The sequence below is a fragment of the Pantoea sp. FN0305 genome, from assembly GCF_050113845.1.
Classification (GTDB): Bacteria; Pseudomonadota; Gammaproteobacteria; order Enterobacterales; family Enterobacteriaceae; genus Mixta; species Mixta alhagi.
Window position 1 is genome coordinate 265,466 of the sequence record NZ_JBNJSN010000004.1, and the last position, 22,123, is coordinate 287,588.

Below are 22,123 nucleotides of genomic sequence, written 5' to 3' on the forward strand. Positions count from 1 at the left end.
AATGCCTGAACATCTGGTGGTTATCGGTAACGGCATGGCGGGAATGCGGATGGTGGAAACCCTGCTGCAGCTGGCGCCCGGACGCTATCGCATCACGGTGATCGGCAGCGAGGCGCAGGGCAATTACAACCGTATCCAGCTTTCGCCGGTGCTGGGCGGTGAAAAAAGCTTTCAGGAGACGCTTATCCACGCGCCGGAATGGTATCAGCAGCAGGGCATTCGCCTGCTGGCAGGAGAGAAAGTGCTGGCGGTGGATGTGCAACAGTGCCAGCTGACCACGGAACGGCGCAGGCTGAACTGGGATCGTTTGGTATTTGCCACCGGTGCCGAGCCGCGCCTGCCCGCGATCCCCGGCATTGAACAACCCCATGTCGGCGGCTTTCGCACAGTGCGAGACGTGGAGCGGATGCTGGCGCTGGACGGGCCGGTGGTGGTGCTGGGCGGCGGCCTGTTAGGGATAGAGGCCGCCGCGGCGCTGCGTTTGCGCGGTCGCGACGTCACGCTGGTGCATCGTCATCGCTGGCTGCTGGATCGCCAGCTGGATGAAACCGCTGGCGGCCTGCTGGCACAGGCGCTGACGCAGCGTGGCATCCGCTGCCGTCCTGGCGCAGGCATGGAAGGTATTCATCGTGACACCGTCACCTTAACCAGCGGTGAAACGCTGCCTGCCGCTAATGTGGTTATCGCCATCGGTGTGCAGCCCGCTGTCGCCGTGGCACGTAAAGCCGGTATTCCCTGCGCTCAGGGCATTCTGGTGGATAGCCAGCTGCGCAGCACGCTTCCAGGCATCTGGGCGCTGGGTGAATGTTGTGAAATTAACGGGGAAACGTTTGGCCTGCTGGCACCGTGCCTGGCACAGGCAGAAGTCCTGGCGCATCAGCTGGCCAATATGCCCATTGCTGATTTTCACCATCAGGCGCAGGGCACCCGATTAAAAGTCACCGGCATCGACATCTTTAGCGTTGGCGAGACCGGCAGCGCGCCCGGCAGCCGTTCGCTGACCGCCAGCGATCCGCTCAGCCAGCACTATCGTCGGCTGGTGCTGCGTGACGGCAAACTCACCGGCGCGATCCTTTATGGCGATACCTCAGCGGCAGCCTCGCTGCTGCAACATCTGCAACACAGCGCTCCCGTTACTGAGGGCGCGCTGTTTGGCTTCACCTATCCCCACAGGCAGCCTGAGGCTGCGGAGAGTAAAGCGATGAACAAACCGGTTATGGTGGTAATAGGTCACGGCATGGTTGGCCACTATTTTCTTGAACAGTTGGTAAATAAGCAGCTGCATTTGCGCTATCAGCTGGTGGTTTATGGCGAAGAGCCGCACAGCGCCTACGATCGCGTACACCTTTCCGACTACTTCTCCGGGCGCGATGCGCAGGCGCTGTCGCTGGTAAGTGAAGATTTTTTTACCCGACATGATATTGAGTTACGTTGTCACGAAAAGGTCACCCATATTGACCGCCAGCGCCGCTGCGTACGCGACAGCAGCGGACGTGAGATGGCGTGGGATAGGCTGGTACTCGCCACCGGCTCTTACGCCTTCGTACCGCCGATTCCGGGCTTCGACGCAGACAACTGCTTTGTCTATCGTACCTTAACCGATCTGGATGCGATCAGGGCACGCGCTGCCAGTGCCCGCCGCGGCGTGGTGATCGGCGGCGGTCTGCTGGGGCTGGAAGCGGCCAATGCGCTGAAAACCCTGGGCCTGGAAACGCATGTGGTGGAGTTTGCCCCGCGTCTGATGGCGGTGCAGCTGGATGAGGGTGGCGCGCAGATGCTGCGGCGTAAAATCGAAGCGTTGGGCGTTACGGTGCATACCGCCACCGAAACGCGTGAAATTGAAACGCTGGCGGATGGCTCGCTACAGCTGCATTTTGCCGATGGCGGTACGCTGCAGAGCGATCTGGTGCTGTTTTCCGCCGGTATTCGCCCGCGTGATGAACTGGCACGCGAGGCGGGCCTCACGCTGGGGCCGCGCGGGGGCATCGTGATCGACGACGGCTGTCGCACCAGCGATCCGGACATTGCGGCGATTGGCGAATGTGCGCTGTGGCAGGGGCAGATATTTGGCCTGGTTGCGCCTGGCTATCAGATGGCGCGCGTGCTGGCCAGCACTCTGGCAGATGAACCGGCCGCCTTCACCGGCGCGGATATGAGCACCAAACTAAAGCTATTGGGCGTGGAAGTTGCCTCGCTGGGCGATGCGCATGGGCGCAGCGAAGGCAGTCAAAGCTACCACTGGATCAATGGCCCGCAGGAGATTTACAAGAAAATTGTGGTCTCCGCCGATGGCAAACGGCTGCTGGGGGCGGTGCTGGTAGGCGACAGCAGCGAATACAGCGAGCTGCAACAGATGATGCTGAATGCTATTCCGCTGCCGCCTCAGCCGGAAAGCCTGATCCTGCCGCGCTCGTCTGGTGCGCCAACAAAAGCGTTGGGCGTAGCGGCGCTGCCGGAGAGTGCGCAAATTTGCTCCTGCCATAACGTCAGCAAAGGCGATATTTGCCATGCGGTCAGCAACGGCTGTGGGGACATGGCCTCATTGAAAAGCGGTACCAAAGCCGCCACCGGCTGCGGCGGCTGTAGCGCGCTGGTCAAACAGGTGATGGAACATCAGCTGGCGGCACAGGGCGTTGAGGTCAGGAAAGATGTCTGCGAACATTTCGCCTGGTCGCGTCAGCAGCTTTATCATCTGGTACGCGTGGGCCGGATCAAAACGTTCGAACAGCTGCTGGCACAGCATGGCCGTGGTCACGGCTGTGAAATCTGCAAGCCGCTGGCCGCCTCGATTTTCGCCTCATGCTGGAACGATTATCTGCTGAAACCACAGCACTTGCCCCTTCAGGAGACCAACGATCGCTACTTCGCCAATATACAGAAAGATGGCAGCTACTCGGTGGTGCCGCGTATTCCCGGCGGCGAGATTACGCCGCAGGGGCTGATTGCCATCGGTCAGGTTGCTGAGCGCTTTAATCTCTACAGTAAAATCACCGGCGGTCAGCGCATCGATCTGTTTGGCGCGGCGCTGGATCAACTGCCCGCTATCTGGCAGGCGCTGCTTGATGCCGGATTTGAAACCGGCCACGCCTACGGTAAGTCGCTGCGAACGGTTAAATCGTGCGTCGGCAGCAGCTGGTGCCGCTATGGCGTGCAGGACTCTACCGGCTTCGCCATCCAGCTGGAGAATCGCTATAAGGGGCTGCGCGCGCCGCATAAAATTAAAATGGCGGTGTCCGGCTGTACCCGCGAATGCGCTGAGGCGCAGAGCAAGGATATTGGCGTCATTGCCACGGAAAACGGCTGGAATTTGTACGTTTGCGGCAACGGCGGCATGAAGCCGCGCCATGCCGATCTCTTTGCCAGCGATCTGGACGAGCAGGACTTAATCCGCTATGTGGATCGCCTGCTGATGTTCTATATCCGCACCGCAGATCGCCTGCAGCGCACCAGCGTCTGGATGGATAACCTGGAGGGCGGGCTGGAATACCTGCGTGAAGTGGTTATCCACGATAGTCTGGGGATTGGGGCGGAGCTGGAGCAGGAGATGCAGCAGATTGTCGACAGCTGGCAGTGCGAATGGCGCACCACACTGGCGTCGCCGGATCGGCTGCGGCTGTTTCGCGCCACGCTGAACAGCGACGAGCCGGATGAAACGCTACAGTGGCAGCGGGAGCGCGGCCAAATCCGCCCGGCAACCGCGCCGCAGAGCGTGACGTTACCCCTGCCGCAAGAGCCCTGGAGCGATATCTGCACGCTGGGGGCGATTCCGCCGCAGGCGGGCATCGGCGCGCGGCTGGGCGGTCAGCGTATTGCGCTGTTCCGTTTTGGCGATGTGATTTATGCGCTGGATGATAATGAACCCGGCACCAACGCCAGCGTAATGTCGCGTGGTATTTTGGGCGATGTTGCCGGTGAGCCGATAGTGATCTCACCGCTTTATAAACAGCGTTTTCGCCTGCGTGACGGCATCGCGCTTGATGGCGCAGATTTGCAACTGCGCTGCTGGCCGGTGCGTATTGTAGCCGGACGGGTGCTGGTCGGCAGCGAGCCGCTGGCAGTGGGTAAGCTGAGCGTGGCGGAGGCATCATGAAAACCACCTGTCCTTACTGCGGCGTCGGCTGCGGCGTAGAGGTCAGGGCGGACGTGCAGGGCTGGCAGGTCAGCGGTGACCTGCAGCATCCGGCCAATGCGGGGCGTCTGTGCGTGAAGGGCGCGGCGCTGGCCGAAACGCTCATCCCGGCGGGCCGCCTGCTGTGGCCGCTGGTGGACGGGCGGCGCGTCTCCTGGCAGAGCGCGCTGGATAGCGTCGCCGAACGGTTACAGAAGATCATTCAGCAGCATGGTCCCAACGCCGTGGCGTTTTACGCTTCCGGCCAGCTGCTGACCGAGGATTACTACGTTGCCAATAAACTGATGAAAGGGTTTATCGGCAGCGGCAATATCGACACCAACTCGCGTCTCTGTATGGCTTCGGCGGTAACCGGCTACAAGCGTGCGCTGGGGGCCGATGCGGTTCCCTGCTGCTATGAGGATTTCGCCCGCGCGGAGGTTATCGTTCTGGTTGGCTCCAATGCAGCCTGGACACATCCCGTGGCGTATCAGCGGCTGGTGCAGGCGAAGCAGCAGAATCCGGCGCTGCGCGTGGTGGTTATCGATCCGCGCCGCAGCGCCAGCTGCGATCTGGCCGATCTCCACCTGCCGCTCGCGCCGGGCAGCGACAGCGCGCTGTTTAACGGGTTGCTACACTGGCTGGCGCAGGGCGGCTACGGTGACAGCGCTATGCAACCGCACCTGGATCAGGTGCCGGAAACCCTGGCGGCCGCAGCCGAGTGGACATCTGAACGTGTGGCCCAAACCTGTGAGCTGCCGCAGCAGGATATCCAGGCGTTTTATCGCCTGTTTGCAGCGCATCAACGGGTATTAACGCTGTGGTGCATGGGCATTAATCAGTCTTCCAGCGGCAGCGACAAGTGTAATGCGATTCTGAATGCGCATCTGTTTAGCGGCAAGATCGGGCAGCCTGGCAGCGGTCCTTTTTCTCTGACCGGCCAGCCCAACGCCATGGGCGGACGCGAAGTCGGCGGGCTGGCAAATCAGCTGGCGGCGCAAATGGACTTCACTCCGGAAAACAGCGATCGACTAAAACGCTTCTGGCAGAGCGAGCGGGTTGCGACGCAGCCAGGCCTGAAGGCGGTGGAGCTGTTTCAGGCGATTGGGCGTGGCGAGGTGAAAGCAGTCTGGATTATGGGTACCAACCCGGCGGTCTCGCTGCCGGACGGCAACGCCGTGGCGCAGGCGTTGCAGCGCTGCGAGCTGGTGATTGTCTCTGACGTTATGCGCGCCACCGATACCAACGCCTTTGCCGATATTCTGCTGCCGGCCCAGGCCTGGGGTGAGAAAAACGGCACGGTGACCAACTCTGAACGCCGCATTTCACGTCAGCGCGCCTTTATATCGCCGCAGGGCGAAGCGCGTCCTGACTGGTGGATGCTGGCGCAGGTCGCGCAGCGATTGGGATACGGCACCGCGTTCAGCTGGCAGCATCCGGCGGAAATATTTCGTGAGCATGCCGCACTTTCCGGCTTTGAAAATCAGGGACGGCGCGCCTTTGATATCAGCGGACTGGCGCAGCTCAGCAACAATGAATGGGACGATCTGAAGCCGCTGCAGTGGCCGGTCAACGGTGACTATCCGCAGGGGTGCGCCCGGCTGTTTGCTACACGCCGCTTCTATCATCCCGACGGCAAGGCGCGCCTGCTGCCGGTAACGCCTGCCGGACCGCGCGTTGCCGTGAGCCGCAGCTGGCCGTTAATGATGAACACCGGCCGAATCCGCGACCAGTGGCATACCATGACGCGTACCGGACTGGTGCCGCGTCTGCTGCAACATTATTCCGAACCCTTTGTGGCACTGCATCCTGATGATGCGCTGCGCTATGGCATCTGGCCCGATGCGCTGGTGCGTATTCAGTCGCGGCATGGCTGGATGCTGACGCGCGCTATCCTGACGGAAGATCAAACGCCGGGCACGCTGTTTGTGCCGATGCACTGGAATCAACAGTATTGCGCCGAGGGCAATGTGGATCGGCTGGTGGCACCCTGGCGCTGCGAACACTCCGGTCAGCCGGAGAGCAAACAGACCCCGGTACGCATTCAGCCCTGGCAGAGTGACTGGCAGGGCACGCTGTTTCTACGTGACAACGTCACGCCAGCGGTTGTTAACTGGTGGTGCCGCATACCGGTAGCAGACGGCATTGCCCGCTTTTCACTGGCACACCAGGGCGACCCACGCCGCTGGCTGCAGACAATGTTAAAACCGGAATGGACGCTACAGCAGGCGGGCGATGAACAGGCTTTTTATCACCTGGTAGCCTGGCATCGGGGCGAGGTTCAGCTTGCCTTTTATGCCGCTGCGCGCCGTCCGGTAACGGATGATGCTCTGATTGTCGCCGCTTTTCAGCAGCCGCCCGCTTCGTCAGCCTCACGCTTTGCACTGTTGGCGGGGCGCGCCATGCTGGAAGAAGCGCGTGGCAAAACCCTCTGCAGCTGCTTTGGCATTGGCGAACAGCAGATTACCGCTGCGATCCGTCAGGGCGCGTTAAGCTGTGCGGCGCTGGGGCAGCAGCTGAAGTGTGGCACCAACTGTGGCTCCTGCCTGCCGGAGCTGAAAAAACTTATTGAACAACATGCCCCTCAGCAGGCTGAGGCGGTAAGCGGGAGGTCAGCATGACACAACGGTTACCTGCACTGAACAGGCTTTTAAGCGACGGCATTAACCAGGCGCAGGGCAGCGTCTGGCTGGTGGGCGCGGGGCCGGGTGATGCCGAACTGCTGACGCTGAAGGCGCTGCGGTTGCTCGGCGAGGCGGACGTGGTGGTTTACGATCGGCTGGTCAGCGAAGAGGTGCTGGCACTGATCCCCACCGACACGCTGGCGCTTGACGTCGGTAAAACGCCGGGTTTTCACGGCATGAAACAGCATCAGATTAGCCAGCTGCTGGTGGATTTAGCCCGCAGCGGACGCAAGGTCGTGAGGCTGAAGGGGGGCGATCCCTTTATTTTTGGCCGTGGCGGAGAGGAGATGCAGCAGCTGCAGGCGGCGGGCATCGCCTGTGATGTTGTGCCGGGCATCACGGCTGCGACCGGCTGCGCCGCCGCCTGCGGTATCCCGCTGACGCACCGGGACATGGCGCAGTCGGTACGCTTTATTACCGGTCACGGCAAAGAGGGCAAGCCGCACCTTGCCTGGGAGAGCTTACAGGATGCCAGCCAGACGCTGGTGTTCTATATGGGACTGACCTGGGGCGCGGAACTCAGTAGTCAGCTGCGTCAGCACGGACGCGCTGCTGACACCCCGGTTGCGGTGATTGAGCGCGGCACGCGGCATGACCAGCGCGTATTGATCACGACGCTGGCCCAGCTGCCGATGACCATCATGCACTATCAGCCGCTGTCGCCTTCGCTCATTATCGTGGGCGAGGTGGTAAGGCTCTATCGTGCCTCTCAGGCGGCAGAAGCAGTACCATGCGCGACAGGGGCTTCAGGGTGAGATTCGCGCTCATAACAGCGCGCTTTTCAGACTAATGACGCGTCGGGAAAATCATGATCCAGCTCACAATTATGCTAAGCTAAAGGCTTATTCACGCTGATTACGGCCACCCATGATGACAGCTTAAGTTAACCCCGACGCCGCTATGTTATTAATACACCGAGTTACCTTATCTACATTTTTGCTGCTGTTGCCCGGCACGCTGTTACTGAGCCGCGATGCCCATGCTTTTCAGCCGGAAAGCAGGGTGCCCGACGCCCCCTTTAACGATCCTGCGCGCTTTAGCGCTGTACAGGAGAGCCTTCCCAGCCTTGGCGGCGATGTGTCGTCAGAAGATGCCTTCACCACGCGCCTGGCGCAGATCGCCAAAAGCATCGGCGAAGCCAGTAACAGCTCCAGCGACGCAAACTTTGGCCAACAGGCGGGAGTCTGGGCGTTTAATCATTTGCGCGATGAGGTTACCGGACGACTGGTGGATGAGGGGCAGTCGCTGCTTTCTCCTTATGGCACGGCGCAGCTTTCGCTGCAGGTAGATATGGAGGGTAATTTTAATGGCAGTGGCGGCCAGTTGCTCACTCCCTGGCAGGATAACTATCACTATTTAACCTTTTCGCAGCTGGGCGTCACGCAAACCAGCGATGGGCTGGTGGGCAGTGCCGGACTGGGGCAGCGCTGGGTAGCGGACAACTGGCTACTCGGCTATAACGCGCTGGTGGATCGCCAATTCGATTCAGGTTTACAGCGCGCCTCGCTCGGTACCGAGGCCTGGAGCGATTTCCTGCGCCTCTCGGCAAATTACTATGCGCCGCTTAGCGGCTGGCGTAGCAGCAGTGCTCTTCAACAAAACCGCATGGCGCGCGGCTACGATATTACTACCCAGGGCTATCTGCCGTTTTATCGCCAGCTGGGCGTTTCGGTAACCTGGGAGCAATACCTGGGGGATCAGGTGGCGCTGTTTAATAACGGCAGCCTGGAGAAAAACCCGGTTGCGGTGAAAGTCGGGGTCAACTATACCCCGGTGCCGCTGTTGACCTTTACCGCCTCGCATAAAGAGGGTGAAAGCGGCCAGTCGCAGGATCAACTGGGCATGCGTATCAACTATCGCCCCGGCGTGGCGCTGAGCAAGCAGCTCTCCGCCGATAACGTCGCCGAGGCACGATCGCTGCGCGGCAGCCGTTACGATTTGGTTGAGCGCAATACCACGCCGGTACTGGAGTTCCGCCAGCGTAAAACGCTATCGGTATTTTTGGCGACGCCGCCCTGGCAGCTGAGTTCAGGTGAAGCGCTGGCGCTGAAACTTCAGATTCGCGCTGCCAATGACATTACTGCTGTGAGCTGGCAGGGCGATACGCAGGCGCTGAGCCTGACGCCGCCGCCGGACAATCGCAGCCCACACGGATGGACAGTGATTATGCCCGCCTGGGATAACTCGCCCGGAGCCAGCAATCAGTATCGCTTGTCGGTAACGCTGGAAGACAGCAAGCAGCAGCGCGTAACCTCTAACTGGATCACGCTGCAGGTCACGCCACCGATGACGCTGCAGACGCCCGCCGCAGACCGCTTCGACGTAATGCAGGCCGCACCGTAGCGCAGGAAGCCTGTATGAACTTTAATGCAGGCTACGTCCAGCTTAAAGCGCAGGGGCAGGCAGTGCGTTAGTGCGTTAGCTTTACGCAGACCACTCCTAACGTAAAGCACAGGGCGTTCAGGCAGAAGAGTAAAGCGCCCCGCGCCATGAAGGGCGCGGGGCGAGCTGTCAGGAATGACGTTTTTTGCGTCTTTACGATCGGCCTGAACGCCCTGTGCAGGCACTGCGCTAACAGGCGACACCCCGCACTAACAGGCTATCAATGCGTTTTCAAACCGGCAGCGGACATCAGCACGCGGAACAGACTGGCCACCACAAACAGCGCCAGCACGCTGCCGCCCCAGATAATCACCATCCACAGCAACCGGCGCCACAGCGGCTGCTTCGTGGTTTTCCCGGTCATGCGTTGAATTGCCATCGCATACTCCTGTTAATGGTAACCCTGATTCGGATCGATCTTGCCGCGGAATACATAATAGCTCCAGAAGGTATACACCAGAATCAGCGGGATAATAAACAGCGCGCCAACCAGCATAAAGCCCTGGCTCTCCGGCGGCGCAGAGGCCGCGCGGAACGTAATATCCGGCGGGATCAGATTTGGCCAAATACTGATCCCCAGCCCGCTAAAGCCCAGGAACACCAGCGCCAGCGTCAGAATAAAAGGCGCATAGTGCGCATCCGGCAGCCAGGCGTTACGCCACAGCGCCCATGACACTAACAACACCAAAACCGGCACCGGCAGGAAGAAAAACAGATTCGGCGTGGTAAACCAGCGGTCAGCAATCGACTGATGCGTCAGCGGCGTCCAGATGCTGACAATCGCCATTACTACCAGCAGCGCCAGCAGCAGCGGACGCGCCAGTTTACGCATGGTTTGCAGCAGATGGCCTTCCGTCTTGATAATCAGCCAGCTGGCACCCAGCAGCGCATAGGCCACCACCAGACCCAGCCCACAGAACAGACTGAATGGGGTAATCCAGTCGAACACGCTGCCGCTCCATTCTCGTCCCTGCACCGGGAAACCGTTCAGGAACGCCCCCAGCACCACGCCCTGCGCAAAGGTCGCGATAAAAGAACCAGCGATAAAGGACTTATCCCAGAAGCCGCGATGCGACACCGTGGCCTTAAAGCGGAACTCAAAGGCGACGCCACGAAAAATCAGCCCGATCAGCATAATCGTCAGCGGCACCGCCAGCGCATCCAGAATCACCGAATAGGCCAGCGGGAAAGCGCCGAAGAGCCCGGCACCTCCCATCACCAGCCAGGTCTCGTTGCCGTCCCAGACTGGCGCAACGGTATTCATCATTACGTCGCGGTCTTTAGTCTCGCGCACCATCGGATAGAGCAAACCGATGCCAAGGTCAAAGCCATCCATCACCACGTACATCAGAATGCTAAACACAATGATGATGAACCAGATCAGCGGAAGATCGATACCCATTATTTAATTCCTCCCAGTTCATCTTTCTTGGGCTCATCCAGCGACTCATCGGCGGCAGAGAGCGGACGGGCTGGCGTACGAGGCGTGCCCGGACCGCCGTGCATCGCATGATCCACAAATGGCTGCGGCCCGCGCGCGACCAGTTTCAGCAGATAAACCAGACCCACGCCAAACACCGAGGCGTAAACCAGAATAAAGGCCAGCAGGCTTATCGACATATGCAGCGTACCGTGACTGGAAACCGCATCGCGGGTACGCATCAGCCCGTACACCACCCACGGCTGACGGCCAATTTCAGTGGTAAACCAGCCGGCCAGGATCGCCAGCAGACCGGATGGCCCCATCAGTAGCACAAAACGGTGGAACAGGCGCTGATCGTACAGCCGCTTACGCAGGCGCAGCACCAGGCTCCAGACGCCTGCCAGAATCATCAACAGGCCCAGCGCCACCATAATGCGGAACGACCAGAAAATAATGGTGGAATTAGGACGATCTTCCGGCGGAAAGCTTTTCAGCGCCGGGATCTGTTTGGTCATACTGTGGGTCAGGATAATACTGCCCAGCACCGGTATCTCTACCGCATACTTTGTCTCTTCCGCCTCCATATCGGGCAGGCCAAACAGAATCAGCGGCGTCGGCTCGCCAGGGGTATTCTCCCAGTGACCTTCAATCGCCGCGATTTTAGCTGGCTGATGCTCCAGCGTATTCAGGCCGTGCGCATCGCCAATACCGGCCTGGATAGGTGCAACAATCAGCGCCATCCACATCGCCATCGAGAACATCCGTTTAACTGCCGGGCTCTTGTTACCGCGCAACAGATGCCACGCGCCCGATGCGCCGACAAAAAAGGCGGTGGAGAGGAAGGCGGCGGTTGTCATATGCAGCAGACGATAAGGGAAAGAGGGATTAAAAATCACTTTAAACCAGTCAGCCGGGATCAGCTGGCCGTTAAGCACCTCATAGCCCTGCGGCGTATGCATAAAACTATTGGAGGCGAGGATCCAGAAGGTCGACATCAGCGTCCCCAGCGCCACCATGCAGGTAGAAAAGAAATGCAGTCCCGGCCCCACGCGGTTCCAGCCAAACATCATTACGCCAAGGAAGCCCGCTTCCAGGAAGAAGGCGGTCAGCACTTCATAGGTCAACAGCGGGCCGGTAATGCTGCCCGCATAGGCGGAGAACCCGCTCCAGTTGGTCCCGAACTGGTAAGCCATGACCAGGCCGGAAACCACACCCATACCAAAATTCACTGCAAAAATTTTCAACCAGAAATGATACAGGTCGCGCCAGGTGTTATTGCGGGTTTTCAGCCATAACGCTTCCAGCACCATCAGAAAACTGGCAAGACCAATGGTAATTGCAGGAAAAATTATGTGAAAAGAGACCGTAAACGCAAATTGTATCCTTGCCAGTTCGAATGCGTCTAAACCGAACATAGCCACCTCGAGATGTTCATTATTAAGCGTCCAAAGAGAAAGTCCTTGCTGATAACACAACAAGTGTAGAAGAGGGTGCAGTGAACCACAGAAATGATAGCTATAACAGAAACAGAAAATAGAAAATAACCTATAACAGTCAGGGCGCGTTGTGCACTGTTTTGATGCGCTTCGCCTTTTTACTGTGCCTGTTATGCCCTGTTTTAACAGCAAATGTTATTCAGGATCACAAAAGCAATATTTTATTTTATCGCTGCATAATTCCGCTGTTTGATCTGTCGTTTATGCCGCAGCCTCAGATATTTATTCACTATTTATGCATTTAGTGTGAATAGCATTGAATCGTAAGTGATTGATTTACGGTTGATGAACCTGTTTTATGCATTTTTAACGCTGGCTGGCACACAGCATGCAATCTAGAGTAGAGCTGCAATGAATCATTTCATTAACATAATTTAAACTTTTGATTCACCCGCGGGTGATGCTATGAGGCCGCTATGCAACAGTCAGTTTCTCGTCAGGATTTCGATCGCTGGATGGTTCCCGCTTATTCTCCTGCCAGTTTTGTGCCGGATCGTGCGGAAGGCTCAATGCTGTGGGATCAAAACGGTAAGGAATATGTCGATTTCGCCGGTGGTATTGCCGTTAATGCGCTGGGCCATGCGCATCCCGAACTTCAGCAGGCGCTGCAGCAGCAGGCGGCCAGACTCTGGCACACCGGCAACGGCTATACTAATGCGCCAATTTTGCGTCTGGCGAAACAGCTGATTGATGCCACTTTTGCCGAGCGGGTGTTTTTCTGCAACTCCGGTGCCGAGGCGAACGAAGCGGCGCTGAAGCTGGCGCGTAAGTATGCTCACGACCATTTCGGGCCGGAAAAAAGCAACATTATCGCTTTCAAAAATGCCTTTCATGGCCGCACGCTGTTTACCGTCTCGGCAGGCGGTCAGCCCGCCTATTCCAAAGATTTCGCGCCGCTGCCGGGCGGGATTGATCATGCGGTATTCAACGATCTTGATTCGGTAGCGAGCCTGATCAATGACCATACTGCAGCGGTCATCGTTGAGCCCATCCAGGGTGAAGGCGGTGTGCTGCCTGCCGAACCGGCTTTTCTGCGTGGGCTGCGCGAACTGTGCGATCGCCATAACGCGTTGCTGATTTTTGATGAAGTGCAGAGCGGCGTGGGCCGCACCGGCTCGCTTTACGCCTATATGCATTATGGCGTGACGCCGGATGTGCTGAGCACGGCCAAAGCGCTGGGCGGCGGTTTCCCGATTGGCGCAATGTTAACCACAGAGAAGCTGGGCGCGGCGCTGAACGTTGGCAGCCACGGCACCACCTATGGCGGTAACCCGCTGGCGGGCGCGGTTGGCGGCAAAGTCATGGAGCTGGTTAATTGTCCGGAGGTGCTGGAGGGCGTACATCTGCGCCATCGCTGGTTTACCGATGGTTTGAATGCCATTAACCAGCGCCTGCATCTGTTTAAAGAGATCCGCGGGCTCGGCCTGCTGATTGGCTGTGTATTAAATGAAGACTTTAGCGGCAAGGCGAAACAGTTCAGCCTGGCGGCGGCGGACGAGGGCGTGATGGTGCTGATTGCAGGCGCTAACGTGGTGCGCTTTGCGCCGTCGCTGATTATCAGCGAGCAGGATGTTAAAGAGGGGCTGGCCCGCTTTGAACGCGCCTGCGAGTCGGTTATTAAAGGAGCGTCGTGATGATGTATATTCGCCCCGTAGAGCGTGACGATCTGCCGCAGCTGATGGCGCTGGCGGGTAAAACCGGCGGCGGTCTGACCTCGCTGCCCGCCGACAGCAAAACGCTGGCGGCGCGCATTGAGCGCTCGATCCAGACCTGGCAGGATACGCTGCCGCGCGCCCAGCAGGGCTACGTTTTTGTGCTGGCCGACAGTGATACCCACCAGGCCTGTGGTATTTGCGCCATTGAGGTGGCGGTAGGGCTGGAGGATCCCTGGTATAACTTCCGCGTCGGTACCCAGGTACACGCCTCGAAAGAGCTGGACGTGTATAACAGCCTTGCCACGCTGTCGCTGTGCAACGATCACACCGGCAGCAGCGAACTCTGTACGCTGTTTCTCGACCCTGAACGTCGTGACGGTAAAAACGGCTATCTGCTGTCAAAATCTCGCTTCTTGTTTATCGCCGCCTTCCGCGAACGCTTTATGGATAAAGTGGTGGCCGAAATGCGCGGCGTCAGCGATGAGCAGGGACGCTCGCCATTCTGGGACAGCGTTGGCAGCCACTTTTTCTCTATGGACTTTACCCAGGCCGATTTTCTGAGCGGCACCGGACAGAAAGCCTTTATCGCCGAGCTGATGCCCAAGCATCCTTTATATGTTCACTATCTGTCGGCAGAGGCGCAGGCGGTAATCGGGCAGGTTCATCCGCAAACCGCGCCAGCCCGCGCAGTGCTGGAGGCCGAGGGTTTCCGCTATCAAAATTACGTGGATATCTTTGACGGCGGCCCTACGCTGGAGTGCGACATTGAACATATCCGGGCGGTACGCAAGAGCCGTCTGGTGACCGTCAGGGCGATCGATCAGGAGGCGTCCGCTGCTGATACGCTGCCGCTCTGCCTGGTCAGCAACGATAACTACTATCATTATCGCGTTCTGCTGTTGCCTGCCGATCCCAACAGCGGACAGATACGCATCCCGGCCGCCGCCGCCGAAATTTTACGCTGTCAGCCCGGCGATACGTTGCGGGCCGTGCCACTTTGTAGCGAGGAGAAAAAAGCATGACGCACTGTATCAATGGAGAATGGCTGAGCGGCCAGGGTGAAAGCCTGAGTAAAAACGATCCGGTGGATGGCGCGCTGCTGTGGCAGGGCAACGCTGCTGATGAACAGCAGGTGGCCGCCGCCTGCGCTGCGGCACGCGCCGCCTTTCCCGCCTGGGCGCGCCAGCCGTTCGCTGCTCGTCAGGCAATTGCAGAAAATTTTGCGGCTCAGCTGGAACAGCATAAAAACGATCTGAGCGAAACCATCGCCCGTGAAACCGGCAAGCCGCGCTGGGAGGCGCTGACCGAAGTGCAGGCGATGATCAATAAAGTCGCCATCTCCGTTAAGGCTTACCATGAGCGTACCGGTACGCATCAGCAGGCGGAGAGCGCACTACGCCACCGTCCGCATGGCGTGCTGGCGGTGTTTGGCCCTTACAATTTCCCCAGTCATCTGCCGAATGGGCATATCGTTCCTGCCTTGCTGGCGGGCAACAGCGTGGTGTTTAAGCCCAGCGAGCTGACGCCGCTGACCGCAGAAAAGACCATGCGACTGTGGCTGGAAGCGGGCATGCCGCCGGGCGTGCTGAACCTGGTGCAGGGCGCCCGCAGCGTTGGTCAGGCGCTGGCACAGCAGCCGCAGATTGACGGCGTGCTGTTTACCGGTAGCGCCAGCACTGGCTATCAGCTGCATCGGCAGTTTGCCGGTCAGCCGGAAAAAATGCTGGCGCTGGAGATGGGCGGGAATAACGCTCTGATCGTAGAGGATGTGGCCGACATTGACGCGGCCGTGCATATTGCCGTGCAGTCCGCCTTTATTACCGCCGGGCAGCGCTGTACCTGCGCGCGTCGGCTGCTGGTGAAGCGCGGCGCGGAAGGCGACGCGTTCCTGCAACGTCTGGTGGAAGTGACGCAGCAGCTGCGCATCGGGCGCTGGAATGATGAGCCGCAGCCGTTTATGGGCAGCGTGATTTCGCCGCAGGCCGCCGGACATATTTATCAGGAGTGGCAGAAGCGCATTGCAGCAGGCGGTAAGCCGCTGCTGAAAATGCGCTGGCCAGCGCGTGACAGCGCGCTGCTGACGCCGGGGATTATCGATCTCACCGGCGTCAGTAACGTGGCGGATGAAGAGGTGTTCGGGCCGCTGCTGGCGGTGGTGCGCTACGACAGCTTTGAGCAGGCGATAGCGCTGGCGAACGCAACCCGCTACGGTCTGTCGTGCGGGCTGATCTCGCCGCAGCGGGAGAAATTTGACCAGCTGCTGATTGAGGCGCGCGCGGGCATTGTTAACTGGAACAAGCCGCTGACCGGCGCGGCCAGCACCGCACCCTTTGGCGGTATTGGCGCTTCCGGCAACCATCGCGCCAGCGCCTGGTACGCCGCCGACTACTGTGCCTGGCCGTTGGCTTCACTGGAAACGCCCGATCTTACCCTGCCTGCGACGCTGTCGCCAGGTCTTGACTTCAGCCAGCCGGAGACGCGCTCATGAAAGCCAGAGAAGTGAATTTTGATGGGCTGGTGGGGCTGACCCATCACTATGCGGGCCTGTCGTTTGGTAATGAAGCCTCGACGCGTCATCAGCATCAGCTCTCTAACCCCTGGCTGGCGGCAAAACAGGGGCTGCTAAAAATGAAGGCGCTGGCGGATGCCGGTTTCGCGCAGGGTGTGATCCCGCCGCACGAACGGCCCCATCTGCCGATGCTGCGTCGGCTGGGCTTTAGCGGCAGCGATGCGCAGGTGCTGGCTAAAGCGGCACGGCAGGCGCCGCAGCTGCTCTCGGCGGTGAGTTCCGCCTCTGCCATGTGGGTGGCGAATGCCGCCACGGTTTCGCCTTCTGCCGACAGCGCCGACGGCAAAACGCATTTCACCGTGGCGAACCTGAACAATAAATTTCACCGGGCCATTGAGTCGCAGACCACCGGCGCGCTGCTGCGCGCGATTTTCCGCGACGAACGTTACTTCGCTCATCATTCTGCACTGCCGCAGGTGGCGCTGCTGGGAGATGAGGGTGCCGCTAACCATAATCGCTTTGGCGGCGACTACGGTGAGCCGGGCGTGCAGCTGTTTGTCTATGGTCGCGAAGAGAGTCATGGCGGCCTGGTACCGGCGCGCTATCCAGCGCGCCAGACGCGCGAGGCCAGCGAAGCGGTGGCCAGGCTGCATCAGCTCGATCCGGCCCGCACGCTGTTTGTGCAGCAGAACCCGGCAGTAATCGATCAGGGCGTTTTCCATAATGATGTTATTGCCGTCAGCAACCAGCGCGTGCTGTTTTGCCATCAGCTGGCGTTTCTGCATCAGGATAAGCTCCTGACGGATTTAAGCGAAAGAGTGCCCGGCTTTACGCCAGTTATTGTGCCGGACAATCGCGTGTCGGTGACGGACGCGGTCGCCACATATCTGTTTAATAGTCAGCTACTGAGCCGGGACGATGGTACTATGCTGCTGGTACTGCCGCAGGAGGCACGTCAGCATAGCGGCGTCTGGCAATATCTCACGGAGCTGGTGGAGAGCGGCGGGCCGATTCGCGAACTAAAAGTGTTCGATCTGCGCGAAAGCATGAACAATGGCGGCGGTCCGGCCTGTCTGCGTTTGCGCGTGGCGCTTAACGCTACCGAACAGCAGGCGGTTAACCCGGCGGTGATGATGAACGATCAATTGTTCGCCACGCTTAACCAGTGGGTCGATCGTCACTACCGCGATCGGCTTACCCAGGCCGATTTGGCCGATCCGCAATTACTGATCGAAGGGCGCGAAGCACTGGATGAGCTGACGCGTTTGCTAGACTTAGGAAGTGTTTACCCATTCCAGCAGGAATAAAGGCCCGACGGCGCGATGGTTTCGCGTCGTCGGTTTCCCGCGTCACAGGAGATTTCATGCAGGATTTGTTACAGCAAACGCTTTCCGGCAACCCGCCGACAATAACCAGTGGGACATTGCCAAATCTACACTGGCGATGGCTGGATGAGGGGATCCTTGAGCTGACCCCGCTGGTACAGGCTCAACAGGCCGTGGTTATTTCAGCCGGTATTCATGGTAATGAGACCGCGCCGGTTGAGATTCTGAATGCAATAGTGACCCGGCTGTTACAGGGGGAATTACCGCTGACGGTGCGGCTGCTGGTCTTGCTCGGCAACCCGCCTGCGTTGCGCGCCGGAGAACGCTATCTGCGCTGTGATTTAAACCGGCTGTTCGGCGGACGCTGGCAGCAGTTTGAAAATTGTCCTGAAGCGCAGCGCGCTTTATGCCTGGAGCAGGCGCTGGAGACATTCTGGCAGGCCGGGGCGCATCAGGAGACGCGCTGGCATCTTGATCTGCATACCGCGATCCGCGGCTCTTATCATACGCGCTTCGGCGTGTTGCCGTTCAGTACGCAGCCCTGGCCTGAGGATTTTTTGCACTGGCTGGCGGCGGCGGGCATGGAGGCGCTGGTGTTTCATCGCGCGCCAGGCGGCACCTTCAGCCATTACAGCAGCGAGCATTTTCAGGCTGCCAGCTGTACGCTGGAGCTGGGCAAGGCATTGCCGTTCGGTCATAACGATCTGGCACAGTTTCAGGCAGCGCAGCAGGCGCTGACATCATTGATCGCTGGCGAACCGCTGCCGGAAGCTACCGTGACACCGCGTCGTTATCGGGTTACGCAGCAGATAACACGTAACAGCGAGTATTTTCAGTTGCACATGAGCCCGCAGACGCTGAACTTCACTGCTTTTCCGCAGGGCACGCTGCTGGCGGAAGATGGTAAATCACGTTATTTCGTGCAGCAGGCGCAAGAGTATGTTCTGTTTCCCAATCCCAACGTTGCCCCTGGCCTGCGTGCCGGTTTAATGCTGGTGGAAGATAATGCTCATAACGCGGCGCTGAGCGGTGACGCGGCGGCGCATAGATAGCCAAAGCGGCCCAGACTGACCGGGCCGTAGATACCGCGCTACGCCAGCGCGCGTAGCCTGGTTACGCTCTGTTGACGTACAAACAGCGCCAGCATCGCAATTCCGGTGAGCGCCAGTGCGCTGGCCAGCAGGAAGGCGGAAGAGTAGCCCCCGCCAAACTGGATCAGAAAGCCGGTGATCGCCGGAGAGAGGATCCCCGCCAGGTTTGCCAGTAAATGAACAAAACCACCCGCCGTGCCGATGCGTTCCGCCGGAACAATATCCTGCAACAGTGACCAGCACGCCTGCGGCGTCATATAGGCAAACACGCTGGCGAGCGTGATCAACGCCATGGCGAAGATGATGTTGTCAGTCCAGGCGGTAAACATTACGCTGACTCCCGCAACCGCCAGCCCGGCGAAAATCACCAGCTTGCGTGACAACAAAAAATTCCCGGTACGCCGGTAGATAGCATCAGAGATCAACCCCCCGCCAATAAAGCCTGCCGTTGCGCCCAGCCACGGCAGAATGCCGATCAGACTCATGCTTTTAATATCCAGATGCTGGTAATCGGTCAGATAGCTCGGCAGCCAGGAGAGGAAAAAGAACTGAATATAGTTAAAGCAGAAAAAAGCGGCGGCCACGCCCAATACCGGCAGCGAGAACACGTAGCGCCAGATGCCTGCGGGACGGGTTCCTGCTTCAGCGATGCGGGTAGCGGGGCGGTGCGCTTTAATCAGATGACGTTCAGCGTCGCTAACGCGCGGATGATCTTCCGGCTTATCCCGGAACAGCCACAGCCAGAAGCCCAGCCAGACAAAACCCAGTAGCGCAATCGCCACAAAGGAGAGGCGCCAGCCGAAATGCAGCCCCACCAGACCCACTATCGGAGCCGCCACCGCAGCGCCCAAAGGCTGCCCGGCATTGGTAAAGCCCACCGCGCGACCCGTTTCCTTACGTGGAAACCAGTTGGAGATCGATTTATTGGTGGTGGTGCCCATCGGACCTTCGCCAATCCCGAATAGCACACGCATGATCAGCAAATGGGTGAAGTTGCCCGCCAGCGCGGTAGCGCCGCAAAACAGTGACCAGACTGCTGCCGCCCAGCCAAATACCCGTCGCGGTCCAAAGCGATCCGCAGCCCAGCCGCCTAAAAAGCAGAACAGACAGTAGCCAATAAAAAAGCAGCTAAACAGGATGCCCATCTGCGCATCGTCAATATGCAGATCTTTTTTTACCAGCGGAGCCATAACCGATAAGGCTGCCCGATCGAGATAGTTCAACATTCCGGCAAAAAACAGAAGCAGAGCAACAACGCTGCGGTAATTTTTAAACATGACGGGTTCCCTCCATATCGATTTGCAAATGGCTGACGGTATGCTGTTTCATTACCTGCACATCAGGCGTAAAGCCCAGCCCCGGTGCGTCCGGGAGCACAAGGGTCGGCGAAAAGGCGAGCTGAGGATAGAGTGGGGAGGCGAAACGGATAAACGGCACTTCCAGCTGAACCTCGTCGGGCAGCGCTGCCACAATATGCGCCGTCGCCAGCAGCCCGGCGCCGTAATAGAAGCAGTGGGGAACGACCTTTACCCGATGCTTGTTCGCCCGTTGAATTACGCGCAGCAGCGCGCTAATACCGCCTACTTTCGCTACGCTGGGCTGAGCCACATCGATGGCGGCGTTGTTAAACAGCTCGGCGAAACCCCACTCGCCGCAGGCATTCTCTCCTGCGGCGATCGGCATTCCCGCACTGCGCACCCTTGCCAGACCATGCGCATCCTCTGGTGGCCAGACCGGCTCTTCCAGCCAGCCCAGCTTCAGTTCCGTGAGTTGCGCCGCACGCAGGCTGGCTTCTTCCACCGTCCAGGGGCAGTTTACATCGACCATCAGCGTCGCTTCTGGCGGCAGGGCGGCGCGGGCTGCGGCAATCGCCGCATACTCGGTTTCATGCAGCTTCAGAGTACGGAACCCCGCCTGCCAGGCGCGCATGACCTGACGGGCAACCTCTTCCGGCTGGTTGTTATAGCTGACCAGGCTGGCGTAGAGGCCAATTTGCTGACGGCGAGCCCCCAGCAGCTGCCACAGAGGTTGAGCAAGCTGCTGTCCCAGCAGATCCCATAGCGCGATATCGATGGCTGACAGGCCAAAGCGCACCGGCCCGCCGCGACCAAAACCATGCAGCGCCTTTTCCGCCTCTGCCATTAGCGCCTCCAGCGCGGCACGGCTCTGTGGAACTGGTTTGCCTAAAAAGCAGGGGATCACCAGCTGCTGTAGAGCCTGAAGCGTCACCGGGTTGGCGAGATGGCCAAAAGCCTCGCCCCAGCCGTGGATGCCGCTGCTGGTTTCTATGCGCACCAGCAGCGTTTCCATCTGTTTAAGAGCCGGCGAGGCGGCGTTCCATGCGGTTTCCTGATCTGTCGCCGTAGGACGATCGCTGTCAAAAGGGAGGCTGAGGCGTATTACCTCAATGCTTGTTATTTTCATGCCATACACCTTAAAAGTAGGGGAAATAAGAGAGAGAGGCGTTTTAAAATATTTTTCAGCATTAACTGGAATTAACCGACAACAGTATAAAAAACAGGCGGGGCGGGGGCACTGTACAGGCGCATGAAGTTAGGGCGAGGAAACAGCATATCTTTTGGCAAATGAATAAGCGCTCGCGCGGCAGCTCACAAAAACAGCGCAGGAAAAAATCTTCCCACAGGCGTTAACTTTTTCTTTCCTCTATTCTGTGCTCAGGGTTACACTTCTCCACTATTCCCTCTTTTTTCCGCATAGTGTCATATTCTTTTGCAATTCTTCACCCTAATCTTCTTATTCTCTCCAGGATTGCTGCATCTTTATCTTCTATGCTTTCAGGGCTTTACTCAGACTCTGAGTACTTGACGTTTGGTGTCGTAGACTCATTTCCGTAGCAGCGACATCAGCTGTCGTCATAAAACTGATAAGTAAGGACAATACAATGCGTAAACTCACCTCTATTTTGGTAGCATCGGCTCTGGCTTTCGGTGCGGCGACCGTTGCTCACGCAGCAGATGAGATCACCCCGCCGCCGGCAGGCAGCGAGCAGGCGATGCATCATAAAGGTCCGATGGGACATGGCCCGATGGGGATGTTCAAAAATCTGAACCTGACAGATGCGCAGAAACAGCAGATGCGTGACATCATGAAAGATGCCCGCAAAGATATGAAACGTCCGTCACTGGAAGAGCGCCGCGCTAATCACGCGATTATCGCCGCCGATAGTTTCGACCGCAGCAAAGCGGAAGCGCAGGCTGAGAAAATGACCGCCAATGCGAAAGAAAACGCTCTGGCGATGATGGAAACGCAGAACAAACTGTATAACGTGCTGACGCCGGAGCAGAAAAAGCAGTACAACGCTAATTTTGAGAAACGTCTGACTGAAAAGCCGATGCGTGACGGTAAGATGGCTCCACCGCCAGCTGACGAATAATCGCCGCGCGGAGTAATTCCTGAGACCGCCGACGCTGTCCATGGCCTTGTGCCGTG

The 22,123-nt window shown here is 58.7% G+C and carries 15 protein-coding genes; 10 read left to right on the forward strand and 5 right to left on the reverse strand.

The features are described 5' to 3' along the window. Position 1: 1 nt before the first annotated feature. The 4 genes from nirB (at position 2) to ACQE3Y_RS10310 (ending at position 9,135) form a co-directional block, all read left to right on the forward strand. The gene (gene nirB, locus ACQE3Y_RS10295) at positions 2-4,090 is read left to right on the forward strand and encodes a nitrite reductase large subunit NirB (protein WP_426981591.1); all 4,089 of its coding nucleotides are present in this window, start codon (positions 2-4) and stop codon (positions 4,088-4,090) included. Then, positions 4,087-6,729 carry a molybdopterin-dependent oxidoreductase gene (locus tag ACQE3Y_RS10300; RefSeq protein WP_426981592.1) on the forward strand — a complete coding sequence of 881 codons (2,643 nt, stop codon included), beginning with the start codon at positions 4,087-4,089 and terminating at the stop codon, positions 6,727-6,729. Before nirB ends, ACQE3Y_RS10300 begins: the two co-directional genes overlap by 4 nt. Beyond that, positions 6,726-7,547, forward strand: a complete 822-nt coding sequence (gene cobA, locus ACQE3Y_RS10305) for a uroporphyrinogen-III C-methyltransferase (protein ID WP_426981593.1) — start codon at positions 6,726-6,728, stop codon at positions 7,545-7,547. The genes ACQE3Y_RS10300 and cobA overlap by 4 nt, the downstream gene beginning before the upstream one ends. Positions 7,548-7,692: 145 nt before the next feature. After that, on the forward strand, positions 7,693-9,135 hold the full coding sequence (locus ACQE3Y_RS10310) for a YchO/YchP family invasin (RefSeq protein ID WP_426981594.1): 1,443 nt from the start codon (positions 7,693-7,695) through the stop codon (positions 9,133-9,135). A 259-nt stretch (positions 9,136-9,394) separates the two neighbouring features. Here ACQE3Y_RS10310 and ACQE3Y_RS10315 read toward each other — a convergent pair whose 3' ends face one another. From ACQE3Y_RS10315 to ACQE3Y_RS10325, 3 genes are read right to left on the reverse strand one after another with little or no spacing between them, the layout of a single operon-like run. Further along, entirely contained in the window at positions 9,395-9,553 is a 159-nt protein-coding gene (locus ACQE3Y_RS10315) for a DUF2474 domain-containing protein (protein ID WP_420851634.1), read from the reverse strand. A 12-nt stretch (positions 9,554-9,565) separates the two neighbouring features. After that, positions 9,566-10,576, reverse strand: a complete 1,011-nt coding sequence (gene cydB, locus ACQE3Y_RS10320) for a cytochrome d ubiquinol oxidase subunit II (protein WP_426981595.1) — start codon at positions 10,574-10,576, stop codon at positions 9,566-9,568. Continuing rightward, positions 10,576-12,012 carry a cytochrome ubiquinol oxidase subunit I gene (locus ACQE3Y_RS10325; RefSeq protein WP_426972777.1) on the reverse strand — a complete coding sequence of 479 codons (1,437 nt, stop codon included), beginning with the start codon at positions 12,010-12,012 and terminating at the stop codon, positions 10,576-10,578. Before ACQE3Y_RS10325 ends, cydB begins: the two co-directional genes overlap by 1 nt. A gap of 497 nt (positions 12,013-12,509) precedes the next feature. On the opposite strand from ACQE3Y_RS10325, the gene ACQE3Y_RS10330 reads away from it, so the two are divergent. From ACQE3Y_RS10330 to astE, 5 genes are read left to right on the forward strand one after another with little or no spacing between them, the layout of a single operon-like run. Beyond that, a complete protein-coding gene (locus tag ACQE3Y_RS10330) occupies positions 12,510-13,727 on the forward strand; it encodes a bifunctional succinylornithine transaminase/acetylornithine transaminase (RefSeq protein WP_426981596.1) in 1,218 nt (405 codons plus the stop codon). Further along, positions 13,727-14,770, forward strand: coding sequence for an arginine N-succinyltransferase (gene astA / locus ACQE3Y_RS10335; RefSeq protein ID WP_426972773.1), 1,044 nt, complete (start codon positions 13,727-13,729; stop codon positions 14,768-14,770). Before ACQE3Y_RS10330 ends, astA begins: the two co-directional genes overlap by 1 nt. Next, on the forward strand, positions 14,767-16,236 hold the full coding sequence (gene astD / locus ACQE3Y_RS10340) for a succinylglutamate-semialdehyde dehydrogenase (RefSeq protein WP_426981597.1): 1,470 nt from the start codon (positions 14,767-14,769) through the stop codon (positions 16,234-16,236). Before astA ends, astD begins: the two co-directional genes overlap by 4 nt. Beyond that, the gene (astB, locus tag ACQE3Y_RS10345) at positions 16,233-17,564 is read left to right on the forward strand and encodes an N-succinylarginine dihydrolase (protein ID WP_426981598.1); all 1,332 of its coding nucleotides are present in this window, start codon (positions 16,233-16,235) and stop codon (positions 17,562-17,564) included. The genes astD and astB overlap by 4 nt, the downstream gene beginning before the upstream one ends. Positions 17,565-17,620: 56 nt before the next feature. Beyond that, the gene (gene astE / locus ACQE3Y_RS10350) at positions 17,621-18,634 is read left to right on the forward strand and encodes a succinylglutamate desuccinylase (protein WP_426981599.1); all 1,014 of its coding nucleotides are present in this window, start codon (positions 17,621-17,623) and stop codon (positions 18,632-18,634) included. A gap of 38 nt (positions 18,635-18,672) precedes the next feature. Here astE and ACQE3Y_RS10355 read toward each other — a convergent pair whose 3' ends face one another. Both ACQE3Y_RS10355 and ACQE3Y_RS10360 read right to left on the reverse strand, forming a co-directional pair. Beyond that, positions 18,673-19,950: an MFS transporter gene (locus ACQE3Y_RS10355; RefSeq protein ID WP_426981600.1), complete on the reverse strand. Its 1,278-nt coding sequence runs from the start codon at positions 19,948-19,950 to the stop codon at positions 18,673-18,675. After that, complete coding sequence (locus tag ACQE3Y_RS10360; RefSeq protein ID WP_426981601.1) at positions 19,943-21,097, reverse strand: mandelate racemase/muconate lactonizing enzyme family protein; 1,155 nt, start codon at positions 21,095-21,097, stop codon at positions 19,943-19,945. Before ACQE3Y_RS10360 ends, ACQE3Y_RS10355 begins: the two co-directional genes overlap by 8 nt. 478 nt (positions 21,098-21,575) lie before the next feature. On the opposite strand from ACQE3Y_RS10360, the gene spy reads away from it, so the two are divergent. After that, positions 21,576-22,067, forward strand: coding sequence for an ATP-independent periplasmic protein-refolding chaperone Spy (gene spy / locus ACQE3Y_RS10365; protein ID WP_426972767.1), 492 nt, complete (start codon positions 21,576-21,578; stop codon positions 22,065-22,067). Positions 22,068-22,123 lie beyond the last annotated feature (56 nt).